Source organism: Tsuneonella sp. HG222, from assembly GCF_053819185.1.
On sequence record NZ_JBSOQZ010000001.1, the window covers coordinates 1 to 24,383 of the forward strand.

Sequence of the window (24,383 nt, forward strand, 5' to 3'; positions counted from 1 at the left end):
CCGTCGATCGCGGCGTAGGGGCTGTCGACCATCGTGACGTGGGGCATCAGCGGGCGGGCCTGCTCCATCCCCTCGGGATCGTAGGCGGCAACCTCGACACCGGCATCGATCAGCGCCTGGGCGACAGCTATTGCCGGAGAATCGCGCATGTCGTCGGTGTTGGGCTTGAAGGTCAGGCCGAGCAGCGCGACCTTGCGTCCGCGCGCCGTCCCCATGCCGCCCAGCGCATCGAGGACCTTGCGGCCCATCGCGCGCTTGCGGCCTTCGTTGACCTTGACCACCGCCTCGACGATCCGCACCGGGCTGTTGTAATCCTCGGCCGTCTTGAGCAGCGCCAGCGTGTCCTTGGGGAAGCACGATCCGCCGTAGCCGGGACCGGCGTGGAGGAACTTGGCGCCGATGCGCCCGTCCATCCCGATCCCGCGGCTGACGTCCTGCACGTCGGCCCCGACCTTCTCGCACAGGTCGGCCATCTCGTTGATGAAGGTGATCTTGGTCGCGAGAAAGGCATTGGCGGCGTACTTGATCAGCTCGCTCGTGCGCCGGCTGGTGAACAGGATCGGCGATTCGTTGAGGTAGAGCGGCCGATAGACCTCGCGCATGACCTCGCGGCCGAAATCGTCTTCGGCCCCGATGACGATCCGGTCTGGGCGTTTGAAGTCGCCGATCGCCGCGCCTTCGCGCAGGAACTCGGGGTTGGAGACGACGGCAACCCGGTGGGTGCAGCCGCTCGACGCGATGATCCGCTCGACCTCGTCCCCGGTGCCGACGGGTACGGTCGACTTGGTCACGACGACCGCATCGTGCTCCAGCGCCTCGCTCACTTCGCGCGCCGCCGCATGGACGAACGAAAGGTCCGCATGGCCGTCGCCGCGTCGGCTCGGCGTACCCACGGCGATGAAGATCGCGCGGGCGCCGCGGATTCCCTCGGCCAGGTCGGTGTCGAATGCCAGGCGCCCGGCCTTGACGTTCGCGGCTACCAGATCGTCGAGCCCCGGCTCGTAGATCGGCATGACCCGGTTCTTGAGGCTATCGATCTTGCCTTGGTCCTTGTCGATGCAGACCACGTCATGTCCGAAGTCGGCGAAGCACGCGCCCGACACCAGCCCGACATACCCCGAACCGATCATTGCGATCTTCATCAAAAACCCTCGCCGCTGCCATGCTGTCCGGACGAAAAGCCCGGTGCCGGTCCTGTAGCTACGCTCCGAGGTGTTGCAAACCGGTTAGCCGGCGGCCGGAAGCTCGCGCGAATGGATGGCCCTCTCGAAACCGGGCACCAGGTCGCGTAGGATCGCCACGACCCCCTCGCCATCGCCGGCGGCGGCCGCGGCGCGCATCTGGTTCAGCTTGTCCTCCAGCTCGGCCCAGGGGAGCGAATCCTCATGCGCCTTGATGATGCGCGGGTGGAGCGTGGGCAGCGGATCGCTGCCGATCAGCAGCTCCTCGTACTTCTTTTCGCCGTTGCGCAGGCCGATTTCGACGATCTCGATCTCGCCCATCGGGTTGCTCTCGTCGCGCACCGAGCGGCGCGACAGGCGGATCAGCGTCCGTGCCAGGTCGTAGATCTTCACCGGCTCGCCCATGTCGAGCACGAACACGTCCCCTCCGTCGGCCATCGCGCCAGCCTGGATCACGAGCTGCGCGGCCTCGGGAATGGTCATGAAGTAGCGGGTGACCTCGCGGTCGGTCAGGGTCACCGGGCCACCGGCCGCGATCTGCGCCTTGAAGCGCGGAATGACCGAGCCGCTCGAACCGAGCACGTTGCCGAAGCGGACCATCGCGAAGGTGGTCTTGCCGCCGACCCCGGCGCGGGCCTGGAGCACGAGCTCGCACACCCGCTTGGATGCGCCCATCACGTTGGTCGGGCGCACGGCCTTGTCGGTGGAGATGAGGATGAAGCTCGAAACCCCGGCCGCTTCCGCCGCCAGGCAGGCGTTGAGGGTGCCGAAGACGTTGTTGCACACGCCCGCGATCGGATTGGCCTCTACGAGCGGGACGTGCTTATAGGCCGCCGAGTGGAACACCGTATCGGGCCGTTGGCGGGCGAAGATCCGCCGGACCGCGTTGGCATCGCAGACGTTGCACAGCTCGCTCGCCAACACGCAGTCGCCCAGCGCGGGGTCGGCCGAGAGTTCGTCGGTAATCGTGTAGAGCGCGAACTCCGAGTGCTCGACCAGCACCAGCCGCCGCGGGTGCGAACGCAGAATCTGGCGGCACAGCTCGCTGCCGATCGAGCCGCCGGCGCCGGTCACTAGAACCGTCTTGCCGGCTACGTTGCGGCCCAGCAGCAGCTCGTTCGGCGGCACCGGATCGCGCCCGAGCAGGTCCTCGATCTCGACCTCGCGCAGGTCGCTCAGGGTCACCTCGCCGGCGATGATCTCGGCTGTCGAGGGTAGCGCGCGAACCGACACGCCGTGCGGCTGGAGCGCCTCGACAATCTCGCGCCGGCGCTCGCGCGTGGCGCTCGGCAAAGCGATAAGGACCTCGTCCACATGGTCGCCGTGGACCACCGCCGAAAGCCGCGCCGGATCGTGGATCGGGCGCCCATCGATCCGCTGGCCATGAAGCCGCCAGTCATCGTCGAAATAGCCGAGCACGCGGATGTGCGGCTCGTGCCGCAGCGACAGCGCCAGCTGCTGCCCCGCGCGCCCCGCGCCATAGATGACCACCGCCCGCTCGACCCGCCCGGCTGCGCGGTGCACGAAATCGACCAGCAGGAAGCGCAATCCCAACCGGGACATGCCGACCAGGCCCACGAAGGTCATCGGCTGCAGCACGGCCATGGTCCGCGGCAGGCTATCGACCCGCAGCGCCAGGATCAGCGCGCTCATCATCACGATCATCAGCACCGCCGCCCAGACGAGGTCGAACATCGTCTGACCGCCAGAGAAACGCAGCATCATCCGGTAGAAGCCGAGGTGGCGCGCCACTACTGCCCAGCACAGTATAGCTAGGGCAAGGACGATTGCGAACGGCTTGAGCGGAAGGTAAACCAGGCCGAGCCGCAGCGCGAAGGCAATCCAGGTCGCCAGCAGGCACAAACAGGCGTCCATTGCGGCGACCCAGCGTCGTTGAACTGTCGGATCGAGTTCGGCGAACCGCGTAAGCGCGCCGGAAAGGCTGACGGTCGCCCGGTCGACCACCCGTCCGCGCCAATTTGGAGCTTGTTGTACAGTCAAGGGTGGCACGCTCCAGCAAAGGGGTTGCGCGAAAGACTTTTAGTGACGAGGGCGCGCCGTAGCCATTTTCTCGGACTCGTAATAGGGGTTTAACCCTTGCCGGGCAAAAGGCCTCGCATGCGCGAATCTGCCTCTGCTTAAAAATGGTTGCGTCGCTACAACACGTTAAGCGTGATTGCATAAGGCACGGGCGTATCAGACTTTTGCATGAAAATCACGATTGTCACAGTGGGAAAGGGTTGGTAGGGAGTGCAGGCGCTTGGGACCATAAGTGCGTCTGCCGTTCATCCGAATGCGGCGCTCGCAGTCTCGCAAGCCGGGTTCGCAAGTTTTGGGAGTAATGGAGGCAAGGCGAGAATTTGAGGGGCTAATTACGGGGAATTTCCATTCGCTCACCGTTTGAAGACTCCGGTTCCACCATTTTCGGCAAGCGCGTGCGCTGCTGCAAGTTTCAGTTTTTGATCTGCGGGGCGTTGATTCTGCCCTGATTAGGGAGTTAACCATGGCTACTTATATTTTTGACCAGCCGTCGGCCGAAGTTGAGACCGGCACGAACAGCAACGATCTCTTCATTTCGTCGAACAACAATTTCGGCGCTGGCGATCAGGCCTTCGGCATGGGCGGGATCGATGACTTCCAGTATTTCGCAGATAGCTCGCTTACCGGCGGTGCTGGCGGAATTAACGTGTTTGGTAACGCGGACACGATCCACACGTTTGCGGCATTCATCCTCAATTCGGTTGAAACTTTCACCGTCATCAATGACTCGGGTGACACGCTGGTCTTCGACTTGTCGAGCTCTTCCGGCATCACGGACCTCGTTGCTTCAAACGGCTCGGCCCCCACTGTGTTCGATCAAGTGACTCAGCTCGCCAACGTGCGGCTGGTCAACCAGACCAATGTGGGCAGCGCGGATTTTGCGGTCGGTTTCCAGGCTGCGGTCACTGCAGGCGCAACGGTCCTCAACCTGGTGTTCGACAACACCAGCGGCGACGAGGTGCGTATCGGAACCTCGACGGGAGTCATGGGTTCGCCGAGCACCGCAGGTATCGAAGAAATTCACCTCACCGTATTGAACGGCGATTCGACCATCAATCAACTTCAGGTCAGCACTCTGACCACGCTGATCATCGATGATGCTGCTGGTGCGTTCGATGCGACCATTAATGGCTCGCTTTCCAGCACGATCACGACCGTAACGAACAACAGCGATGGCGATGCCACGATCAGTGCCTCCGCGGCGGCCCAGTCCGTAACATTCACTGGTCAGTCCGGTGCGGAGTTCTTCACTGGCGGGGCGTTTGCTGACACCTTCAACCTCGGTAACGGCAACAACACCGCTTATACCGGTGGCGGCGCCAACACCGTCACGACCGGGTCTGGTGACGATACCGTGCGCGCGCAGGGCACCACCGACACTGTCAACGTCGGCGGTGGCAATGACGTGATTCGCGACACTACCTCGGTCCGCCTCGTTGCCACGATGGGTGATGGTTCGGACTCGCTGATCGGCATCGGCGGCAACTTTAACGCCAGCCTTGGCGCCGCTTTCGATAGTGTCGACATGGGCACCGGCTTCGACGTCGTCTTCGTCGACCAGGGCACCACCGATGCCATGTATCGCCAGATCTCGAACGTCGAAGGCGTCGGCATCTACACCGCTGGCACCACCACGCTTGGGGCGAATGCGCAGGCAGCTGGGGTGAATTCGATCTTCCTCGGTTCGGGCACTGCGGGCAACGACATCGTCAATGCTGGCACCTTCACGACTGGCCTGACGGTACAGGCTGCGGCGAGCAACTCAGCCGCTAATCTCGAAACGGTGGCGGGGCGCCAGGCGCGTTTCAACACCTACTCGGTCGGTCTTGCTAACGGCGGTGGCGACGATCAGGTCACCACCGGCACTGCGGTCGATTACTTCCTGTTCCGCGGCGATAACGCTTTGACCGATGCTGACATCCTCCGTGCCGGCACCGCGCTCAACGCGGGTGGCTCGGTTCTCGGTGATACGCTGGTCCTCGAAGGCGATACCGCGCTTGCAGGCGGCGGCAGTTTCGCCCAGTTCGAGTTCATCGCGCTCGAATCCGCGGTCGGCAGCGCTTACCGCGCTCAGACGCTTGGCGCAGGATTCGGCAACCAGTATGTCCTGAACCTGACCGATGCGAACGCACCAACCACCGGTGTTGGCTCGCTCTACATCAACGGCAGCAACCTCAAGGCTGCGGTTGCCGGTGTGGCGGGTAACGCTGCTGAAACCGTCACCATCAATGCTGCGGCGGTTACCCTCTATGGGCTGGACGTCACGACAGGTGCTGCGGACGACGTGATCACGCTCGGTTCGCTGTCCAGCCGTGTATCCACGCAGGGCGGCGATGACACGGTCACCGATGGTGCTGGCGACGACGTGATTGACGTCGGCACCAGCACTGCTGGCGGCGCCAACCAGGTCTTCCTCACGGCGGGTAACAACACCGTTTTCGGCCTGGGCAACAATGTCGTTTACCTGGGCACGGGTAATGATGCCGTGTTTACTGGGTCCGGTAACGACATCATCGTGATGAACGGCAATCTCGGTGCGGGCGACAACCTGGTCGATGGTGGCGGTTTCGACGCCATCTATTCGAACAGCGGCGCCAACGTCACCGACGGCATGTTCGCCGGCGTCAACACTGGCGGTTTCGTCAATGGTTACGAGGTCCTGTTTGTTGACGGCAACGTGACCGTCTCGTTGGGCGCCAACGCAGCCCGCGCCGGTCTCACGACGATCGTCGGCAATAGCCAGGATCAGTTGATCAACCTTAACAATGCCAACTTCGCCAAGGGCATGCTGGTCGACCTGAGCGCTGGCGGTAACGACACCGTCAACCTTGGCTCGCCCGCCGCCATTGCCGCGCCGAGCGCCAGTGCTCCGACGCCGGCCGGCCTGTTCGATTTCATCGATCCGGAATGGTCTTATGCCTGGGTCCCGACTGCCTTCGCGGTGGATCCGGCGACAATCGATCGTTCGGCCAACGCCAACCTCGTCATCGCCGGCTTCGGCAACCAGACCGTCAATGGCGGAACCGGTAGCGATGTCGTCAGGATTGATAGCCTCGGGCTCGGTGGTAGTGATTGGGATGCGGCCGATATCTTTGCGGGTGGCGCCGGTTACGACGCGATCCAGGTCGACAACCGCGCCGGTGGTGTCACGGCGACGATCAACCTCACCAACGTCACCGGTGTGGAGTTGGTGCAGACCCTCGCCGGCGGCAACCTCGGTGCCGGTGTCGACGCTGATCTCAACGACATCACCATCAGCGGCGGCAACGTCGGGACGCTCACCCGTATCGTTCTCGACAATTCGCTGCTGAACGATGTCGACGATACGACGCGTTACACCCTCAACACGCCCGATCCCGACTTTGCCTTCAATATTTTCGGGGCACAGGCCGGGACGACGCTGGTCAGCAAGATCAACGTCGGCACCAACAACAACATTAACTTCCAGGGCGGTGCCGGGATCGATATTCTGTCGATCAACGGCGGCGATCTCGGGGCAACCACCGTCTTCAACGGCGGCGCTGGCACCCAGGACGCTATCATCCAGACCGGCGGCATGATCACCGACGATTCGTACACTTCGGTGGACGGCGTTGAGATCCTCACTGCCAGCGGTCCGGGCCTCCTGCAGGCCACCCTCGGCGCTCAGGCTGGCGGTTCCGGGATGACCACGATCCAGGGCACCACGGGCAATGACAACGTGCTGTTCGACACTGCTTTCGCTGGCAATGTCACTGTCATCATGAGCGGCGGCGACGACACTTTCGACGCTCGCAATGCCATCGGAACCTTCACCTTCAATGAGAGCCTTGGCAACATCACCGCGGCTGATCTCGTTGTCGGCGGTGCCAACGGTGCCGATGCTTTCAACATTGACGGCTCGGGCGCAGGTCCGACTGTCTTCGGTAATTTCACCAACGTTGACGGCATCGAAGTCTACAACATCTCGCAGGTTGCAGCTGGCAACACCGTCGATCTGACGCTGGGCAACTTCGGTCCGAGCTTCGTCAACGGTACTCAGACCTTCAACATCACGGGTGCTGGCGGTGCTACCAACATCACCACGGTTGTTCATGGGTCGACCGAAAACGCCAGCACGGTCATCAACTCGCTGGCGGGCAATGATCAGATCACGCTCGGCTCGGGTAATGACATCGTCAACGCGGGTTCGGGTAACGACGAACTCTACGGCGGCGGTGGTAACGATGCCCTCAATGGTGGGATCGGTAACGACCAGCTTAGCGGTCAACAGGGCGATGACACCCTCAGCGGTGGCCAGGGTGACGATCGCATCCGCGGCCAGCAGGGCAACGACACCATCTTCGGTGATGCCGGCAACGACATCATCTTCGGCGGTGCGGGTCCGGACGTGCTCAACGGCGGTCTCGGAAACGACATCTACGTCTATGACAACGCCGGGCCGAGCGACAGCGCCCTCCCGACCGGCCGCGACACTGTCACGGTGGGTCTGGGTGACGCCTTCGATCTCGGCCTCGTCATCGGCAACGGTGCCGGCCAGCTCCAGTTCGTCGGCAATCAGGCGAACTTTGGCGATGCGCAGGCTTCGATCAGTGCCGGTGGCGCCATCCAGGCGGTTTACCAGACCGATCAGAACCTGCTCTGGGTCGACATCAATAATGATGGTGCATTGAACAACAATGACCTGCAGATCCAGGTCCTGTTCGATGACGGCCTGACCGGCCTCACCGGTGCAAACTTCGTCAATACCGTTGGTGGCGTTGCCGCCTTCAACGCGACGTTCAATCCCGCGGTCTAAGTATCGCTTCAAATAAATGAAAAGGGGCGGGTCCACGGACCTGCCCCTTTTTCTATGTGTCTATTGCTAGCGCCGAAGTGCACTACAGCTAGTCCGCGGCCGTTGTGTTGGCTCGCATGCGCTTTACCGCGTCGGGAAAAAGCAATCCGAAAACTCGCGCAATGGTTTCTCTATCGTCGTCAGAAAATCTCTCGAGGGCTTCTTGATCCCATGACCCGTCTTCTCGCCAAGCAAACCGCAAGCATGAGAAGAATACGTCCCGGTCTCGTTCTGGGATTGTTGCCAGAACCCCATCAAGTTTGGATGGTTCTACGGGTGGGGGAAGCAAGAGCTCCAGTCGAGCGATCCTACTTCGCAGGCCATTTCGTACCGAGTGTTGCCTTCGCATCATCCATCCGCGCTTCCAAAGCAGTTAGCCGCATTTCCAAGTCTGCTGTTTCGACGAGTGTAGCATGTGCTGCCAACAGCGACATCACCCGAGCTCCTTCCTCGGGTGTGATATCCCCGCCAGCGACTGCGGCCAGGACATCGGAGCTGGCGACTGCGACATCAGCTGCTGAATGAATGGGTGAGAGCTTGAAAGATAGGGGTGTGTCGCGGCGAACAGGCGCAATCCGATCGAGGCAAAGGCGTAGCGCGGTAACGTCGCCCTCAAGCGCTTTCTCAATTGCGATACGTGTCAATGCTTCATGTTCGTTCTGAAGCAGAGCTTCGACTGCGAGTGTGGTCTTGTTGCGGGATCCCCGAGTGCGGCCTCCCAAGCTGTTGCCCGATGCGAAAGTTCCGTCCGATTTCCTGCCGATATTTTTCGGTTCCTTTGTCATTTGGTGAGCTTACCCTTCTGCGATTTGCGATTGGTCCTCGATTGAACTGGGGCAATTATCACCCCCTCCTCCGAAACCCCAATGGCCATTGGTAGAGAGTGTTGGATCTCCCTGCCAAGCAGTTGCTTCGCTCTGTTCCAGAAGACTGGCTGGCAGCAAATCCGCGCAATTATCAGTTTGGTGTGATGTACGAGCCATTGCCTACTAATCTACAGCCCTTCTGGCGGATGGATAATTGCACGGCCAGAGTGAAGGGATTTCAAAATTCGAATGCCCCTTGGTGAGTTGCCTCGTTCCGGATCCTATATTCCGCATATTGACGGACTTCGCGCCGTCGCGGTGCTGGCCGTCATGGTCTACCATGCCGACCGCAGCTGGCTCCCAGGGGGCTATGCCGGGGTCGACGCCTTCTTCGTCATCAGCGGGTACCTGATAACGCGGGTGATCATGGCCGACCGCGCGGCCGGCCGCTTCTCGCTCTGGCGCTTCTGGGACCGGCGGATCCGGCGGATCATGCCGCCGCTCCTCGCCGTCCTCGCCTTCTCACTCGCCGCGGGCTACCTCTTCATGACCCCGGCGGAACTGGCCGGTCTGGGCGCCAGCGCCTTCGCCTCGTTGGCGTCGGCAGGAAACCTCTATTTCTGGCTGTCCGCGGGCAGCTATTTCGGGCTCGCAGCGCCGCTCCAGCCCCTGCTTCACCTCTGGAGCCTGGGTGTCGAGGAGCAGTTCTACCTCGTCTATCCGCTGGTTCTGCTGCTGGCTTGGCGGTTGAAGCCTTCGGCCCTGCTCGCCGCCATGCTCGTCGGGGTCGGCGTGTCGTTCGCATTGGCCGTCTATACAGCGCAGCATCACCCGGCGGCGGGCTTCTTCCTGCCGTTCTCACGGGTCTGGGAGCTGGCCACGGGTTGTGCGCTCGCCCTGTGGCTCCAGGGCAAAGCGTTTCCGCCGGCCTGGCTCGCTGAGCTTGCCACCGCCGCTGCCCTCGCCGCCCTCGCCGCGACATTCGTGCTCATCGACGACCTGACGCTGTGGCCCGGATGGGCAACCGCCCCGGCAGTCATCGCGAGTTCGGCGCTCATCGCCTGCGCACCCGCCGCCAGCGTTCTTGGCCGCCTTCTCGCCGCGCGCCCGATGGTCGCGATCGGGCTGGTGTCGTACGCCGCCTATCTCTGGCACCATCCTTTGCTGGCGTTCGTGCGGGTCGTCGATCCCAACCAGCTGTCCGCGATCGGCGCCATCGGCCTGCTGGCGGCGTCGCTCGGCATGGGCGCGCTGAGCTATCGCTTCATCGAGCGGCGCGCGCGGGACCGCACCCGCTCGCCGGCGCGGCTGTTCTGGCCTGCGCTGCTTGGCTCCGCTGTCGTCGTCGCGGCAGCCTCGCTCCACGCCTGGCTCACGGCCGGCGCCCCGGGCAGGTTGCCCGCAAACCTGGCCGCCGTTTCGGACATGACGCAATCCTATCCCAAGGCGATGGACCCCTGCTTCTATCTCCCGAACACGACGAAGACGTTCGAGCAAAGCTGCCTTCGCGGCGCCAGCGGCCCCGTGCGCATGGCGATCATCGGCGACAGTCACGCGGCAGCCCTCGCCCAAGGCTTCGATCCAGTGCTCGCTCAGACGGGGACCCGGATGCGGCTCCTCGTCGCCGCGGGATGCCCGCCCGTGTCGGACCCGCGCGTGATGAGCGAGCTTCAGCCGCACTGCCCGGCCTTTGCGGAGAAGGTCCTCGCCTGGCTCGAAGCGCAGCCCGACATCCCGGTCGTCGCAATGGCGGCCCGCTGGCCCTATTCGTTCCATCACGATTTCTACGATAACGGCGAAGGCGGGGTGGAGATCGGCCCCGACGACGGGCTGGAGCGCGATCCTGCGCGCGACCGGTTGTTCGCTCAGGCAGTCAAGGCCACGGTCGATCGCCTGCTCGCCGCGGGTAAGACCGTCGTCCTCGTCTATCCCGTGCCCGAGCCTGGGTGGGACGTGCCGAAGTTTCTCGTCCACCGCTACCTCCAGGGCAAGCCTGCCGCCATGCCCTCGATCGACGAGGCGCGTTGGCGCGAGCGGGCGGCGGATGCGGTGAGCATGCTCGACGCGCTCGGCACCGATCCGCGCATCGTGCGGGTCCGCCCCGCCAGCCAAACCTGCGGCCGGCCGTCGCCCGGGCGCTGCGCCCTCGGCATCGGGGCGACCCCGTGGTATTTCGACGATGACCATCCCAGCGCCGAAGGTACTCTGGTCATGATCGACGGCGCCCTTCGCGCGACGGGCGCCATTCAGCCTCTGGCAAAGGCCCTGCGCCAAGGCCGAACGGATCCGGGCGGGCAGTGACAATCCAGTTCCCGCTTGGCTTTGCGAGGAAAACTCACTATCGGCCAGCATTCTAACATTCGCATGCCGGGCGCGAATTTCGCGCGAGATACGGCGCGAGGCGATGCGGCGGCCAGGCAGCCGCATGGACGGATTTTTCAGGCAATCAATCATGCAGGCTAGAACCCTTGCCATCCTGCTGTCGGCAACCTTGCCGGCCACGGCGCTTCAGGCACAGGCGGCTCCGCCCCAATCGCTGCAGGTAGATCCGCAGCAAGGCGCGACTCCGCGTCCGCCGGCGCCGGTCGAACCGACGACCCAGCTGCCCGTCCTGCCGCAAGAGTCCGAGCCAGTGCAGACGCAGCCGCTCGACGTCCCGGTGCAGACGCTGGGCCCGCCGCCGGAAATTCCCTATCGCCAGCCCGACGTGACGCTGAGCACGCCCGAGGCCGCGCTACCGTCGCCCTCGGCCGATCCGCTCGCGCTCGACCGGTCGAGCGATCCCGTTCTCGCCCTCGCCGAAGGGACGACTGATCCCGGCATCTTCGCGGCGGCGATCCGACGGGGCGTCGACCAGCACCCCAGCCTGACCGAGGCCGAGGCCGACCGGGCCGAGGCGAAGGCGGCGCGCAACGAGGCGCGCGCGCTCGAGCTCCCGGTGATCGATTTCAACATGACCTATTTCCGGGTCATCGACCGGGCCTTCTCGAACGATCCGCAGAACATTCTCGAACGCTCGCGGCCGCGGGAACGGACCGATGCGATCCTGCAGGTCAACCAGCCCGTCATCGATTTCGGCAAGACGCAGGCCCGCATCGATGGCGCCAACGAGCGCCTGGCGGCGGCGGACGCCAACATCGACGATTACGCCAGCCGGCTCGCGCTGTCCTCGATCGCCGCCTGGTACCAGGTGTTCACCTACCGCGCGCTCGAGCGGCTCGGCGAGGCTTTCGTCGCCAACCAGGACGAACTGCGCGGCGCGATCGAGAAGCGCATTGCCGAAGGTGTCTCGGCCCCGGCCGATCTCGCCCAGTACGACAGCTACCGCGCGTCCGCGCTCGCGCAGCTGGCCGACTTCCAGCGCCAGCTCAGCACGTCCGAGGCCCAGTACGCGGCTTATATCGGCCAGCCAGCCCCGCCCGATCTCGGCCGCGCCCCAGCGGCGCGCGACGGCGGCCTGACGTTCGATGCGCTGATGGCGAGCGTCGACAATCTGCCGGCGGTCGAGCGGGCACGCCGGCTGTCGTTCGCCTCCCGTTTCGAAACCAAGGCAATGCGGGCGATGGAAAAGCCCAGCGTTTCCGTTGGGGTCAACGCGGGCCGCTATGGCGTGTTCGAGAACGACCGCGACTACGACATCCGCGCCAGCGTCACGCTCAGCCAGCGTTTCCTCGGCGGGGCGAAGCAGCGGACGGACCAGTCCCAAGCCCGCGAAATGCGCGCCCAGGCGACTTACGACCGCGTCCGGCTCGAGGCCGAGCGCGATGCGCAGATCGCCTACGCCGACGTGCAGGCGCTGGAACGGTCGGCCGAGGCGCTGCGCGAGAACTATTTCGCCTCGCGCCAGGCGCGCGACGCCTTGTTCGAAAGGTTTCGCTTTGCCCGCGGTACGTTGTACGACGTGCTCCAGGCACAGACCAACTACTTCAACGTCGCAGTACGCTTCGTCGCTGCCGTGAGCGAACTCGACATCGCGCGTTACAACATGCTCGCGCGCAGCGGGCAGTTGCTCGACACGCTGGACATCGAACACGCCGGGGCATCGGATTGATGAGTGTAGGAAAGTACTTCGAAGAACGCAGGCCGCGCCTCGCCACCTGGCTGGCGGAGCCCATGATGCGGAACAAGGCGGTCTTCATCCGCGTCGCGATCGCGGCGGTGATGATCAACCTGTTCGCCTACGTCATCTCGATGTTCACGCTCGTAGTCTACGATCGCGTCGTTCCCAACCTGGCGTTCGACTCGCTTACCGTGCTGGCCATCGGCCTCGCCGTGGTGCTGGTGTTCGACTTCATCCTGCGGATCCTGCGCGCCTATTTCGTCGACATTGCCGGCGCGGACATGGACCGGGACATCGGCGCCCGCTTCTTCGACAAGATCGTCGAAATCCGCATGGCCGCCAGGCGCGGGTCCACCGGCCAGCTGGCCGGCCTGATGCGCGAACTGGAAACGCTGCGCGATTTCTTCGCCTCGGCCACGCTGATCAGCATCGTGGACGTGCCTTTCGTCATCCTGACCCTGGCGATCATCGCGATGATCGGCAGCTGGACCGTGGTCGTCCCGCTGGTCCTCATTCCGATTACCATCGCGGCCGGCCTGCTCAGCCAGCCGGCGCTCGACCGCCTGTCCAGCCGGACGATGGAAGGCGGGCTCGGCAAGCAGACCGTGCTGGTCGAGATGATCGGGGCGATGGAAATGGTGAAGACCGCCGGCGCGCAGAGGCTTCTGCGCGAGCGGTGGATGAAAGCCGTCGATTCGCAGTCGAGCGCCTCGGTGCGCCAGCGGCTTGTGTCCAACATCGCCGTGACCGTCGCCGCTTCGGCATCCAGCCTGTCCTATGCCGGGGTGGTGATTGTCGGCGTCTTCCTGATCGCCAACCAGACGATCACGATGGGCGGACTCATCGCCGCCTCGATCCTGTCCAGCAGGGCGATCCAGCCGCTGGGCCAGATCGCTTCGATGCTGACCCGCTTTGCCATGACCCGCACGGCCTATCGCCAGCTCGATCGGCTGATGGAGGATTCGGTCGAAGGCGGCGGCGAAGGCGCCCTCAAGCCGAGCGAATTCAAAGGCCGGATCGACCTGCGCGGGGTCGCCTTCAAGTATCCCGGCTCGCCCGAGCGGTCGCTCGAGAACCTTTCCCTGTCGATTGCGCCGGGCGAGAAGGTCGGCATCATCGGAAGGGTCGGTTCGGGCAAGTCGACCGTAACGCGCCTGATCCTGGGGCTTTACGAACCCGAGGAAGGCGTCGTCCTGCTGGATGGCACCGACGTGCGCCAGCTCGACCCCGTCAACATGCGGCGCCAGATCGGCACCGCGCTGCAGGAACCGGTCCTGCTCTCGGGTTCGGTGCGCGAGAACATCACGCTCGACCGCCCGGGGATCGACGACGACGAGATGCTTCGCGCGAGCGAGCTTGCCGGATCGCACGCATTCATGGGCCGCCTGGCCAACGGCTACGACCTCATCCTCGCCGACCGCGGCGAAGGCCTTTCGGGCGGTCAGCGCCAGGCGATCAGCCTCGCCCGCGCCCTCGCGGGCAAGCCGCAAATCCTGATCTTCGACGAGCCGACGAGCGCGATGGACGCGCAGAGCGAGCAGCAACTGATCGACCGGCTCAAGGCCGAGGTCGCCGACCGGACGCTGATCATCGTCAGCCACCGCATCAACTTGTTGCAGCTCGTCGAGCGCCTGATCGTGATCGAGAACGGCCGTATCGTTCAGGACGGGCCGCGCGACCAGGTGCTCCAGGCCCTGCAGGGTCCGCGCAAGGCGGCATGAGGTTCAACCGATGAACGTGCAGAACACTATCAGCATTCCCGCGGAACGCCCGGACGAACCCGAGCACCTCGAGGACATGGTCGTCGACCGCGTGGAGCCGCGCAAGGTCGCCAACCTCCTGCTGTGGCTGATCCTGGGCTTCTTCGTGCTGTTCGTGCTCTGGGCCTCGCTGTCGGAGATCGACCGTTCGGTTCACGCGCAGGGACGCATCGTGCCCGATTCGCGCCTGCAGGTTATTTCCAACCTCGAGGGCGGCATCGTTCAGCAGATCCTCGTGCAGGCCGGCGATAAGGTCGTTGCGGGTCAGCCGCTGGTCCGCCTCGACAAGACGCAGCGGCAGGCGGACTTCGGCTCCAACGCCGTCACGGCCGCTTCGCTGCAGGCCAAGATCGCGCGCCTCCAGGCCCAGATAACCGGCCGGGCGCCCAGCTATCCGTCCACCGCCGCACCGGGCATGGCCGAGGCGGTCGCCATCGAGCGCGCGCTCTATGCTTCCCAGGTTGCCGAGCTTTCCAGCCTCGAGCAGGCCGGCCAGGCGCGCATCCTCCAGTCCAACCGCGCGGTCAGCGAGGCCGAGGCCAACTATCGCTCCGCGCAGGAACAGGCGCGCAACTACGAACAGCAGGCCAACATGATGCGTCCGCTGGTGGAACGCGGGATCGAACCGCGGGCCACGCTGATGACGCTGGAAAGCCAGACCTCGGTCGCCCGCTCGCAGGCGCAGGCCGCGCAGTCGACGATCTCGCGCATGCATGCGCAAGTCGCCGAAGCGACCAGTTCGCTGGCCCAGGCCCGGCAGGACTGGCGCTCGCGCTCGGCCGCCGAACTTTCCGAGGCGCAGACGCGCCTCGCCGCGCTGCGCAGCACGCTTCCGGCGTTGCAGGACCGGGTCGACCGTTCGGTGGTCACCGCCCCTGTCGCAGGCGAGATCAACCGCGTCCTGGTGAGCACGGTCGGCGGGTCGATCGCGGCGGGCCAGCCGCTGGTCGAACTCGTGCCGTCGGGCGAAACGCTGATGATCGAAGGCCGCCTCAACCCGAAGGACATCGGCTTCGTTCGTCTGGGGCAGAAAGCGCGGATCAGCATCACGGCTTACGATTCGGGTGTCTACGGCCAGCTCGATGGCACCGTCGTCTCCATCTCGCCTGATGCCACCGTCGACGAGCAGAGCGGGGATAGCTTCTACACCGTGCAGGTGCGCTCCAACGGCTCGCTCAAGAACGCCGACGGCACGCCGCTGCAGCTTGGCCCGGGCATGACGGCCGACATCTCGCTGCTGGGCGACAAGCGTTCGGTGCTCTCCTACATCCTGACCCCGTTCACGCGCCTGCAGGAGCGGGCCCTGCGCGAATAGGGCACTTGAATCGTTGCGCCTTGGCCGGTGGTGACAGCGCCGGGCGCAGCGTATAAGGCGCGCGCACACGGCGGCGGCAACGCCAGCCAAGCCATTGATTGAACGAGGGGGCCAGGTGCCTACAGAGCACGACGAATTCGCCGGCCGCACGGTGATGATCACCGGAGGGACAGGCTCCTTCGGATCGACGATCCTCAATTATTTCCTGCGCCTGCCGCTGGCCGAGATCCGCATCTACAGCCGCGACGAAAAGAAGCAGGAAGACCAGCGCATGCGGCTGCGCGACAACCGGCTGAAATATTACATCGGCGACGTGCGCGACAAGCGAGCGATCGACAGCGCGATCCGCGGGGTGGACTACATCTACCACGCGGCGGCTCTCAAGCAGGTGCCGAGCTGCGAATTCCACCCGATGGAAGCGGTCAACACCAACGTGCTGGGCACCCACAACGTGCTCGACGCGGCGATCGAGGCGGGCGTCGGCCGGGTCGTCTGCCTGTCGACCGACAAGGCGGTCTACCCCATCAACGCGATGGGCATCTCCAAGGCGATGATGGAGAAGGTGACCGTGGCCAAGGCGCGCACCGCACTGGGCAGCGATACCACGATCTGCGCCACCCGCTACGGCAACGTGCTGGCCAGCCGGGGCTCGGTCGTCCCGCTGTTCGTGCGGCAGATCCAGCAGGGCCGCCCGATGACGGTAACCGACCCCACGATGACGCGCTTCGTCATGACGCTCGACGATGCGGTCGACCTGGTCCTCTACGCGTTCCGCAGCGGGCAGAACGGCGACATCTTCGTCCAGAAGGCCCCCGCCGTGACGATCGAGGATCTCGCCCGGGCAACGGCGATGGTCATGGGCGTGCCCGACCACCCGATTCAGGTCATCGGCACGCGCCACGGCGAGAAGCTCTACGAAGCGCTGCTCAGCCGCGAGGAAATGGCCGTGGCGGAGGACCGGGGCGAGTACTACCGCGTCCCGCCCGACAACCGCGACCTCAACTACGACAAGTTCGTCCGCGAGGGCGAGATCGAGATCAGCGAGGCGGTCGACTTCAATTCGCACAACACCCGCCGCCTGTCCGCCGACGAGATGGCCGCGCGGCTCGAGGCGCTGCCGTTCATCCAGCGGGTCAAGGCCGGGCAACCGGGCGACGAACAGTGAGCGAACGCGCGATCCCCAAGGACGCGCGGATCGCGGTCACCGGGGCGAACGGCTTCGTCGGCAAGAACCTCCTTGTTCGCTTGGGCGAAGCCGGGTTCACCGCCATCGCCGCGCTCACCCGCGAAACCGGGGAACGGGAATTTGCCGAGGCGATCGGTTCGGCCGACGCGATCTTCAACCTCGCGGGCGCGAACCGGCCAGAGGACCCGGCCGAGTTCTACAAAGCGAACCGCGATTACGTGGCGCGCATCTGCGACGCCATCGAGGCCGGCGGGCGCCGGCCGCTGGTCATCCATTCCGGTTCCGCCAAGGCGGGCGATGCCAACGATTACGGCCAGTCGAAGCTGCAGGGCGAAGAGATCCTCGCCGCTCGCGCCGACGAGCTGGGCTTCGCCGCGGTTATCCAGCGCCTGCCCAACATCTTCGGCAAATGGGCGCGGCCGAACTACAATTCGGGCATCGCGACCTTCTGCCACAACGTGGCGCGCGGGCTTGCAATCACCGTCAACGACCCTGCCGCACCGCTGAGCCTGATCTACGTCGACGACCTGATCGACCAGTGGCTGGAAATCCTCGCCGACCCGCCGGCGGGCGTGACACGGCCGGAAGCTCGCCAGGTCTACCATACCACGGTGGGGGAGGCCTCGCAGACCATCCAGGGCTTCGCCAGCGACCGCGAGAACGCGCTGATCGGCCCGGTCGGCGTCGGCCTGACCCGGGCGCTCTATGCCACCTACGTCGCCGCCCTGCCGGAAAGCGAATTCGCCTATCCGCTGGTCGCGCACACCGACCCGCGCGGTTCGTTCTCCGAAATGCTCAAGACGCGCGAGAGCGGGCAGTTCTCCTATTTCACCGCCCATCCGGGGGTGACGCGCGGCGGCCACTATCACCACACCAAGACCGAGAAGTTCCTCATCGTCGCCGGCGAGGCGCTGTTCCGTTTCCGCCACATCCTGACGGGCGCGACGCATGAAGTGCGCACCAGCGCCGCGGTGCCCACGGTGGTGGAGACGATTCCGGGCTGGGCCCACGACGTGACGAACGTCGGCGACACCGAGATGGTCTCGCTGCTTTGGGCCAACGAGATCTTCGACCGCGAGCGCCCCGACACGGTAGGACACACGGTATGACGGCCACGGCACCAAAGCGCCTCAAGGTCATGACGATCGTCGGCACGCGGCCGGAGATCATCCGGCTCTCCCGGGTCATGGCTGTGCTCGACCGCGAGACCGATCACCTGATCGTCCACACCGGGCAGAACTACGACTACGAGTTGAACGGCGTGTTCTTCGACGATCTGGGCGTGCGCAAGCCCGACCACTTTCTCGAAGCGGCCGGCGCAACGGCGGGGGAGACGATCGGCAAGATCCTTATCGCCGCCGACGCCCTGCTGGAAGAGACCAGGCCCGATGCCGTGCTCGTGCTGGGCGATACCAATTCCTGCCTTGCGGTGATCCCGGCCAAGCGGCGCAAGATTCCGATCTTCCACATGGAGGCGGGCAACCGCTGCTTCGACCAGCGCGTGCCGGAGGAAACCAACCGCAAGATCGTCGACCACACGGCCGACATCAACATGCCCTATTCGGCCATCGCGCGCGATTACCTGCTGCGCGAAGGCCTACCGCCCGACCGGGTGATCAAGACCGGCAGCCCGATGTTCGAGGTGCTGACCCATTATCGCGGCGCCATCGAGGCGAGCGACGTCTTGCAGCGCAACGGCCTCGAAAAGGGCGGCTATTTCGTGGTTTCGGCCCACCGCGAGGAAAACGTCGACGGCGAGGGCAAGCTGGCACTGCTCGCCGGATCGCTCAACGCGATCGCCCGGCATTACGACATGCCGGTCATGGTCAGCACGCATCCGCGCACACGCAAGCGGATCGAGGCACTGGGCCTCGAGTTCGACGACCGCATCCGGCTGATGAAGCCCTTCGGTTTCCTCGACTACAATGCCCTGCAGATGCACGCCAAGGCCTGCCTGTCCGACAGCGGCACCATCAGCGAGGAAAGCTCGATCCTGAACTTTCCGGCGCTCAACATCCGCGAGGCGCACGAGCGGCCCGAAGCGATGGAAGAGGGCAGCGTGATGATGGTCGGGCTGGGCGAAGAGCGGATCATGCAGGGCCTCGCGATCCTCGAAAGCCAGCCCCGCGGGGCCGACCGGGGCTTCCGCGAGGTGGCCGACTACACCATGCCGAACGTCTCGGAAAAAGTGCTGCGGATCATCCTCAGCTACACCGACTACGTGAAGCGCACGGTGTGGAAGGAATACTGAGGCCGCCGGGCCCCGCGGTATGCGTTTTCTTTTCCTGACCACGATCTATCCGGCGCCGGGCGACAGCTACATGACCGGCGAGCTGGCGCATGAACTGCGCGGGCGTGGCCACGACGTGGAGGTGCTGCACCTCGCCTGGCGCGCCGAGACCGGGGCTGCCACCGTGGTCCGCGACGATACGGGCGTGCGCGTGGTCGACGTGGCGCCGCGCGCCGCGACCGCGCTGGGCACGTTGGCCTACCGGGCGAGCAAGTTCGTGCTCACCTCGCGCCATGCCACCGCCGAACTGCGGCGCCATTTCGACCTTTCAAAGTTCGACGCGGTCGTCGCGTGGACCCCGGCGCTGACGGTGCGCGGGCCGCTGCTCGCGGCGATCCGCGCGGGCGTGCGGGCGCGCATCCTGTTCGTGTTCGACTTCTTCCCGATCCACCACATGGAAATCGGCATGGTGCCCCGCGGGCCGGTGTTCGAAATCGCCAAGCGGCTGGAGGAACAGCTGATGCGGCGCTTCACCAGCATCGTCTGCAACCTGCCGGGCAACATCGGCTACCTGAAGCGCAACTATCGCCTGCGTCCGGGACAGGACGTGGTCTCGACCCCGCTGTGGTCGGAGATCGGCCCGCCGCCGCAGGCGGACCGGGCGGCCACACGCGCCCGGCTGGGCCTGCCCGCCGGCCGCCCGCTGGCGCTGTTCGGGGGGCAGATCGTCGAGGGGCGCGGGATCGAGCAGATGCTCGAAGCCGCCGCCGAGGCCGAGCGCGCCGGGTCCGATCTCGGTTTCCTGTTCATGGGCAGCGGCCGGCTCGCCTCGCTGGTCGAGGGCGAAGCGGCGAAGCGGAGCAACGTCTTTTACCTCCCGGGCGTCCCGCGCGAACAGTATCTCGAGGTCGTCGCCGCCTGCGATGTCGGCCTGGTGGCGACCGTGCCGGGGGTCAGCTCGTTCTCGTTCCCGACCAAGACGATCGACTACCTGCGCGCAGGGCTTCCGGTCGTCGCGGCGGTCGAGCCGGGCAGCGACTACCTCCACATCCTGACGAATTTCGACGTCGGCGAGGGTGTCGAATTCGGCGATTCCGCCGGGTTCTTCCGCGCCGCCGAGCGGCTGGCGTCGAAACGCGGCCCGGAGCTGTCGGCCCGCGCCGCGCGCTGCCTCGACGAGGTGTTCCACGTCCGCCACACCGCGGACACCGTGCTCGCAGCCGTTGAGCGCGCGGGCGGGCGAGGCTAAGCGACCCCAATGACGACACTCATTACCGGCGGCGCCGGATACATCGGCGGCCACATGGGCCTGCGCCTGGCCGACAAGGGCGAGGATTTCGTGGTGGTCGACGACATGTCGAACGGCGTGCCCTGGGCGGTGCCCGAGGGCCACGACCTGATCGTCGCCTCGACCGGCGACTACCAGCGGATGGTCACCCTGATGCGCGAGCGCAAGGTCGACACGATCTTGCACTTTGCCGCAACGCTGATCACGCCCGACCTCTACGAAAAGCCGCTCGAATACTATCGCATCAACGCGGCCAACGGGCGCGCGCTGCTGCAGGCGGCGGCGGACGCGGGCGTGGGGCAGTTCGTCTATTCGGCGACCAGCGCGGTCTACGGCAACCCGGTGACGAACCCGGTGAGCGAGGAAGCGGCGATCGCGCCGACCACGCCCTACGGCAAGTCCAAGCTGGTGACCGAGCACATGCTGGCCGATCTCGCCGCGGTGAACGGCATGCGCTACGTCGCGCTGCGGTATTTCAACGTCGCCGGGGCGGACCCGCAGGGCCGCTATGGCCAGTCGACTACCAAGACCACGCTGCTGGTGCAGATCGCCGTCCAGGCCGCGCTCGGCTATCGCAAGGGGCTGCAGATCTTCGGCACCGACTATCCGACCTACGACGGGACCTGCGTGCGCGATTACCTGCACGTCACCGACCTGATCGACGCGCACGAATTGGCGCTGGCCCACCTGCGCGGCGGCGGCGAGAGCAAGACCCTCAACGTCGGCTATGGCCACGGCTATTCGGTGCGCGACATCATCGACACGGTGAAGCGGGTCACCGGGCGCGACTTCCCGGTGACCGAGGGGCCGCGCCGGGCCGGCGATCCGATCGAGGTCGTCGCCGAGGCAAGCCGCATCCGTGCCGAGCTCGGCTGGGAGCCCAAGCTCGACGATATCGAGACCATCGTCCGGCACGCCTGGAACTGGGAACAGAAGATGGAGCAGCGCCGCGCGCTCGACGGGCGGGGCTGATACCGGCGCCTAGGTCAGCACGTCGCTTCCCTCGGGCACGGGCGGCACGGGGCGGCGCGCGGCGAGGCGGCCGCGCACGAACCATACCGTGACCAGCAAAGCCGTGACCGCGTAGGCCGTCAGGTAGCCGAGCATCGGGGCGAGCGTCATGCCTGCCGCGATCCCGCCCACGGTGAGCGCGGCCATCAGTGCGAGCGTGCCGATCTCGATCCCGGCGAAGATCCACGGGCGCCCCCGGGCGAGCTGCGCATTCATCGCCACCGCGGCCCAGACGCGCAGCACGTCGCCCGCCATGTAGAGCAGGATGCCGGTCGTCGCCGGGAGGAACGCGGGCGAAAGGATCAGCCGCACCCAGAAGTCGCTCGCCGCCGCGAACAGCGCCAGACCCGCCAGCATGATCGCAAAGCCGGCCGCCCAGGTGACGAAGACCAGCCGGTGCGCCCCGTCCTCGTCGCGCATCGCGGTGTAGCGCGGCAGGAACAGCTGCAGGATCGCCAGGCCCAGGAACTGCGTGGTGGTGTCGGAAATCCGGTTGGCCGCGAGCCAGTAGCCCAGCGTCTCGAGCCCGAACGCCTCGCGGTAGACCGCCCGCAGGCCGAACAGGATCGCCGCGCTGGACGCGGCCACCGCCACGGTCGCCCCGGAATAGCCGAACAGCAGGCGCACTTCCGCGCGAACCGTCGCAAGCGAGGGCCGGGGCAAGCGCTCGGCGAGATAGAACGGCAGCGCGGCGACCATCGTCAGCAGCGGGCCGGCGGCAAAGGCCACCGCGGCGCCCTGCGCCTCACCCTGCCGGAGCAGCCAGAGCGCGCCCGCCGTACTCGCCAGCAGGCCGCAGCCCTGGGCCAGCAGGCTCGCGCCCGGGCGATGGCGGCCGGTCAGGATCGAGGTCAGGATCTGCCCCGGCCCGGCCGCCAGCGTCAGCGCGACCACGGCCAGGGCGGCCCCCGCGGCGCGCCCGTCACCCACCAGCAAGGTCGAGAGCGGATCGCGCAGCAACGCCGCGACCAGGATCCCGACGACCAGCACGGGAAGCCAGATCGCCAGCGCCGCGCCGTGGGCCCTGGCGATCTGCCCTGCATCGTCGCCGGCCGCCGCGGTGATCCGGATCAGGCCGTTCTGCGCCCCGCCGATCGCTGCCAGGTTGAGCAGCGCGGCAAGGATCATCAGCTGGGTGAATTCGGCGAACCCGGCGACGGGAAGCCAGGCGGTCGACGCGGTCAGCAGGGCCAGCGCCGAGCCGACCTTGAACAGGAAGAATGCCGGGATCGTCGCCATGCCGGCCAGGCCGGCGCGCCGGGCGGTCATGCCCGCCCCGTCACGGCGCGGCGCTCACGACGACAGGCGCATCACCACCTGGTGGCGCTTTTCGATCAGCCACATGAATGCCCAGGCGGCCGCGACGAAATAGCCGTCGTAGCTGCCGAACAGCTGGTTGTTGGCGGTGAGGTAGAACATCGTGATCATCAGCGCGCAAAACAGCACTGCAGCCGCATCGCTGTTGCCCACCGTGGCCGAACGCCACGTTCGCCCGAAGATCCAGCCGATGAACAGGATCGCCACCAGCGTGCCCGGGAAGCCCAGGTCGTTCGCCAGCCAGGCCATCAGGGTCGACCAGTAGTTGAGCTCGGACCAGCCGTCGAACCCGTTGCGGTAGGTATAGGTCCGCCGCGCCATCTCGGTATCGCCGGTCAGCAGTTCGTAGACGGCGATGGCGGCCGGCGAATGGCCCACGCCGTAGGTCGGCTTGAAGTCCTTCTCCATCGCGATCTCGAGCCCGTAGAAGCCCGACGCGGTGGACAGGATGAAGAGCGAGGTGGCGAAGCGCGCTTCCTGCGGCATCCAGCGGATCAGCGGCGCATCGAGGTTTGCGCAGATGTTGCTCGTGTTCACGCAGGCGACCGTGCGGTTCTCGACGTTGCCGAGCCGCGCGCTCTTGCGTTCGGAGAACAGCGAGGCGGCCATCGTCACGAACAGCACGCCCACGATCACCACCGGCCAGTAGCGGCGCACGAAGACCATGATCGCGCCCGATGTCTCGCTGTTCGACCGGGCCACGGCGATCAGCAGCGCGCCCACGGCCACGATGGCGAGATCGGCGAACTCGCGGTCGGTGCCGCGCAGCAGCGAGATGAGGATCGTGACGAGAACCGACAGGACCACAAAGCCGCGCTGGAACCAGGTCAGCCGCGTCCAGTGCACCAGGCCCAGCGGCACGACCGCGAAGGTCAGCGGCGAGAAGACCGCGCGCACGATGGCGATCAGGCCGCGCTGGCCGGTCGTCAGTTCGAGCTGTTCCTGCAGGGTGCGATAGGCTTCGCCCTGCTGGCCGATGACCGACATGACTTCCCACGGCCAGCGGCCGGTGTAGACCCGGCTGATCGGGACCACGAGGATCGCCGCCGCGATCGCCCCGCCGATGATCACCCACTCGGTATGCTTGAACGGTTCGGCCACGCGCCGCACGGGCCCCGTCGCCAGCATGTAGCCGACCGCGATCAGCGTGTAGCAGGCCAGGATATAGGCGATCAGGCGCCACCAGTCGGACGCGTGGAAGATCTGCCAGTTGATCGGCCAGATCAGGAACAGGCCGAGCAGGACGAAGAGATAGGCCTCTGCCAGCAGCAGCGGCAGGATGCGCATTCCGCCGGTGAACGGGAAATACGACGGGATCGTACGCACCGGGGCGGGTGCGGGCCGGCCCTGTTCATACGGTATCGTCGCCATGG

15 protein-coding genes are annotated in these 24,383 nt (G+C 65.6%); 10 read left to right on the top strand and 5 right to left on the bottom strand.

Annotation, left to right across the window (positions count from 1 at the left end; translation table 11 throughout):
• Together ACWPMZ_RS00005 and ACWPMZ_RS00010 are read right to left on the bottom strand one after the other, a co-directional pair.
• A partial coding sequence (locus tag ACWPMZ_RS00005) for a UDP-glucose dehydrogenase family protein (RefSeq protein ID WP_455701980.1) occupies positions 1 to 1,142 on the bottom strand: 1,142 nt, incomplete at its 3' end.
• Between the two features lie 84 nt (positions 1,143 to 1,226).
• A complete protein-coding gene (locus ACWPMZ_RS00010; RefSeq protein WP_455701981.1) occupies positions 1,227 to 3,146 on the bottom strand; it encodes a polysaccharide biosynthesis protein in 1,920 nt (639 codons plus the stop codon).
• Between the two features lie 538 nt (positions 3,147 to 3,684).
• On the opposite strand from ACWPMZ_RS00010, the gene ACWPMZ_RS00015 reads away from it, so the two are divergent.
• Positions 3,685 to 7,998: a beta strand repeat-containing protein gene (locus ACWPMZ_RS00015; RefSeq protein WP_455701982.1), complete on the top strand. Its 4,314-nt coding sequence runs from the start codon at positions 3,685 to 3,687 to the stop codon at positions 7,996 to 7,998.
• Positions 7,999 to 8,345: 347 nt separating this feature from the next.
• On the opposite strand, the gene ACWPMZ_RS00020 is transcribed toward ACWPMZ_RS00015, so the two are convergent.
• Positions 8,346 to 8,822, bottom strand: a complete 477-nt coding sequence (locus tag ACWPMZ_RS00020) for a hypothetical protein (RefSeq protein WP_455701983.1) — start codon at positions 8,820 to 8,822, stop codon at positions 8,346 to 8,348.
• A 270-nt stretch (positions 8,823 to 9,092) separates the two neighbouring features.
• Between ACWPMZ_RS00020 and ACWPMZ_RS00025 the strand changes: the two genes are divergently transcribed.
• The 9 genes from ACWPMZ_RS00025 (at position 9,093) to galE (ending at position 21,654) form a co-directional block, all read left to right on the top strand.
• Complete coding sequence (locus tag ACWPMZ_RS00025; RefSeq protein WP_455701984.1) at positions 9,093 to 11,144, top strand: acyltransferase family protein; 2,052 nt, start codon at positions 9,093 to 9,095, stop codon at positions 11,142 to 11,144.
• 151 nt (positions 11,145 to 11,295) lie between these two features.
• Positions 11,296 to 12,894 carry a TolC family protein gene (locus tag ACWPMZ_RS00030; protein WP_455701985.1) on the top strand — a complete coding sequence of 533 codons (1,599 nt, stop codon included), beginning with the start codon at positions 11,296 to 11,298 and terminating at the stop codon, positions 12,892 to 12,894.
• The gene (locus tag ACWPMZ_RS00035) at positions 12,894 to 14,624 is read left to right on the top strand and encodes a type I secretion system permease/ATPase (RefSeq protein WP_455701986.1); all 1,731 of its coding nucleotides are present in this window, start codon (positions 12,894 to 12,896) and stop codon (positions 14,622 to 14,624) included. The genes ACWPMZ_RS00030 and ACWPMZ_RS00035 overlap by 1 nt, the downstream gene beginning before the upstream one ends.
• Before the next feature lie 10 nt (positions 14,625 to 14,634).
• Positions 14,635 to 15,978 (top strand): HlyD family type I secretion periplasmic adaptor subunit, encoded by a 1,344-nt coding sequence (locus tag ACWPMZ_RS00040; protein WP_455701987.1) that lies wholly within the window; start codon positions 14,635 to 14,637, stop codon positions 15,976 to 15,978.
• A 115-nt stretch (positions 15,979 to 16,093) separates the two neighbouring features.
• Positions 16,094 to 17,143, top strand: coding sequence for a polysaccharide biosynthesis protein (locus ACWPMZ_RS00045; protein WP_455701988.1), 1,050 nt, complete (start codon positions 16,094 to 16,096; stop codon positions 17,141 to 17,143).
• Complete coding sequence (locus tag ACWPMZ_RS00050; RefSeq protein ID WP_455701989.1) at positions 17,140 to 18,273, top strand: polysaccharide biosynthesis C-terminal domain-containing protein; 1,134 nt, start codon at positions 17,140 to 17,142, stop codon at positions 18,271 to 18,273. The genes ACWPMZ_RS00045 and ACWPMZ_RS00050 overlap by 4 nt, the downstream gene beginning before the upstream one ends.
• Positions 18,270 to 19,415 (top strand): non-hydrolyzing UDP-N-acetylglucosamine 2-epimerase, encoded by a 1,146-nt coding sequence (gene wecB / locus ACWPMZ_RS00055; protein ID WP_455701990.1) that lies wholly within the window; start codon positions 18,270 to 18,272, stop codon positions 19,413 to 19,415. The genes ACWPMZ_RS00050 and wecB overlap by 4 nt, the downstream gene beginning before the upstream one ends.
• Before the next feature lie 19 nt (positions 19,416 to 19,434).
• The gene (locus tag ACWPMZ_RS00060; RefSeq protein ID WP_455701991.1) at positions 19,435 to 20,643 is read left to right on the top strand and encodes a glycosyltransferase family 4 protein; all 1,209 of its coding nucleotides are present in this window, start codon (positions 19,435 to 19,437) and stop codon (positions 20,641 to 20,643) included.
• Positions 20,644 to 20,652: 9 nt separating this feature from the next.
• Complete coding sequence (gene galE / locus ACWPMZ_RS00065; RefSeq protein WP_455701992.1) at positions 20,653 to 21,654, top strand: UDP-glucose 4-epimerase GalE; 1,002 nt, start codon at positions 20,653 to 20,655, stop codon at positions 21,652 to 21,654.
• Positions 21,655 to 21,663: 9 nt separating this feature from the next.
• Here galE and ACWPMZ_RS00070 read toward each other — a convergent pair whose 3' ends face one another.
• On the bottom strand, positions 21,664 to 22,962 hold the full coding sequence (locus tag ACWPMZ_RS00070) for a hypothetical protein (RefSeq protein WP_455701993.1): 1,299 nt from the start codon (positions 22,960 to 22,962) through the stop codon (positions 21,664 to 21,666).
• A gap of 24 nt (positions 22,963 to 22,986) precedes the next feature.
• Positions 22,987 to 24,381: a hypothetical protein gene (locus ACWPMZ_RS00075; RefSeq protein WP_455701994.1), complete on the bottom strand. Its 1,395-nt coding sequence runs from the start codon at positions 24,379 to 24,381 to the stop codon at positions 22,987 to 22,989.
• Positions 24,382 to 24,383: the final 2 nt, after the last annotated feature.